This is a genomic window from Staphylococcus sp. HMSC070D05, from assembly GCF_001815595.1.
In the GTDB taxonomy this organism is placed as follows: Bacteria; Bacillota; Bacilli; order Staphylococcales; family Staphylococcaceae; genus Staphylococcus; species Staphylococcus hominis.
Window position 1 is genome coordinate 1 of sequence record NZ_KV821122.1, and the last position, 2,265, is coordinate 2,265.

Below are 2,265 nucleotides of genomic sequence, written 5' to 3' on the forward strand. Positions count from 1 at the left end.
ATGCTTGTACCTAATTTTGTCCAATCTTGGTTAATTCCTGCGTCTACAGTGTTTCTGATTGCGTCGAATAATTTTTCCATGTTTGTTATCTCCTTTGTACTATTTATAATTATCTTTAAATTAGAAACCTAAATATTTACTAACTAAACCTACACCGTTTTCTACGATACCAACAATACTTGTACCTAATTTTGTCCAATCACCATTAATACCTGCAGTTACTGTATCTTTAATTGCGTTAAATAAAACTTCCATTTCATACACTCCTTAGAAATTAATTGGTAAAATTCTAAAACGATAGGTTACTGTATTGCTTGCTTTGTTTTGTTTAACTATCGTTTTGTTATCTTTACTATAAAGGGTTTATTCAGATTCTTGTGTTATTTTCCGTAACTTATGCTTAAATCATCAAAACTGTGTAATTTAAAAATTTATATTTACAGTTAGGAATTCAAATATGTCTATCTCGTCAAATTTTTTTAGGTTATCAAAATAAAATAATTAAAAATATTTAATACATAAATATATGATATAATCCAAAAGTATAAAGATTTATTATATTTATTCTCGTAATTTAATTAAATGGTTATAAGATGGTGATGTTAAAAGTAATTCCTATATAAAATATGAATAAAAGGACTGTGTTATTAATAATTACTAATTGAGTGAATGAATGGAGAAGACATATGAAGAAGTATTTCATTTTATTATTTAGTAGTATTTTAATATTAAGTGCATGTGATAATGATTTTTCTTTAACTGGTGATAATAAAAAAGAACAGAATGATACCAACAATAAAAAGGATAATAAAAAAGAGAAAGAAGATAAGCATATTTCAAAATCAGATAAGAATTCTGTAGAACATAATGATAAAACTATCCAAAATCAAAATACTGAAAATACAAGTAATGAACAGAAGTCAAACGAAGATAGAGATTCAAAAGATACCATAGAAGATGTTTCATCTCAAAATAACAATCAAATTGATTTCTCCAATATTAAAGATAAAAGTACATTAGAATCAGTTATTTATGGAAATTATAGTGAAGAACAAAAGATACAAGCTTACAATAGTGCAGTTGCAAATGGAATTATTCCACAAGGAAATGTAATGGAAGGTCCTGCTAGTGTAGCGTATCAAAGTTCACTTAGAATTGAAAATGGTCAAGAAAAATCAATTTATGACCGACCAAATGAGTCAGATGTTTTAGTAGATGATGACAACACGACTCCGGATCCTAATGCTGAAATAAATGCAGCAGAAACTGAAGATGAGTATTATGATGCACTCAGAAAAAAATATAATGGTGGTCTTTCATCTGGAGAAATTCAAACAAAACATGCAATTGAGCAAGGGTACTATGAAGGTGATGACGCTGAAGAAGTCTATCAAAACATTAAAGAACAGGAAGCTGACATAGTAGCTGGAAAATGGGATAAATATAAAAATTAAATTCTTGAAGTCAGTCATCATAGTGAGTTTAAAATAGATAAACAAAAACCCCGTAACCACAATGGTTAACGGGGCTTATTAGCGTCTTGGGAGGGAATTATTAACCTTTTATAGCACTTGATAATCTTTCAAAAGACTATAATATCAGTATTTTTATCTAATTTTTTTCATAGTTTTTAATACAATTTCAAATTATTTTCCCCAAATAAGATTAAACATTTAAGTTACGATTCAAAAAGTTTTACATAATGAATTTCATTATCTCTAATTACCAGAGTTGATTTACCAACAAATACATAATTTGCACCGTAAGAAATTTTTAAATCATGTATGTTGTCTATATCAATATTTGTTACTCATTCAGAATGTGGGTATGAATATTTAACTTTTTCCACTTCTTTAGTATCAATATATTTGTCATTTTTAATATGTACACACCAACAAAATATTGTTATGTATATTTTGTCTTAGATTAACTGACTTATATCTGATGTTAATCAAAAGTCTTTATCAATTTTTAAATATTTTTTCTGTATTTGAATAATCTAGTTATATACAGTCACTATACTAAACATTTTGTGATTTATTTAATATAGTTATCCCACTCTTCATTTCTCAATGCAACACAGCGCCTTTCTTAGCGTTTTAAAATAATTAATAACTTAAATTTTTTATACATTATACATTTTAAATTAGTAAAATGATAAAATTATTTATATATTCTTCATGGTAATTACGTTATTCAGTTTGAACCATTGCGAGTGTTTGAATATAAAAAAATATGAATATTACATATTAAAGGTGGTGGTGC

Annotated in this window: 3 protein-coding genes; 1 reads left to right on the forward strand and 2 read right to left on the reverse strand. The window is 26.4% G+C overall.

The features are described 5' to 3' along the window. Nucleotides 1-80 (reverse strand): beta-class phenol-soluble modulin (locus tag HMPREF3046_RS05230; RefSeq protein WP_141755521.1); only part of this gene is annotated, 80 nt, incomplete at its 3' end. Nucleotides 81-120: 40 nt separating this feature from the next. After that, a complete protein-coding gene (locus HMPREF3046_RS05235; RefSeq protein WP_070717180.1) occupies nucleotides 121-255 on the reverse strand; it encodes a beta-class phenol-soluble modulin in 135 nt (44 codons plus the stop codon). A gap of 431 nt (nucleotides 256-686) precedes the next feature. Here HMPREF3046_RS05235 and HMPREF3046_RS05240 point away from each other — a divergent pair, with 431 nt between their 5' ends. Next, nucleotides 687-1,454: a hypothetical protein gene (locus HMPREF3046_RS05240; protein WP_070717183.1), complete on the forward strand. Its 768-nt coding sequence runs from the start codon at nucleotides 687-689 to the stop codon at nucleotides 1,452-1,454. The last annotated feature ends 811 nt before the right edge of the window (nucleotides 1,455-2,265 follow it).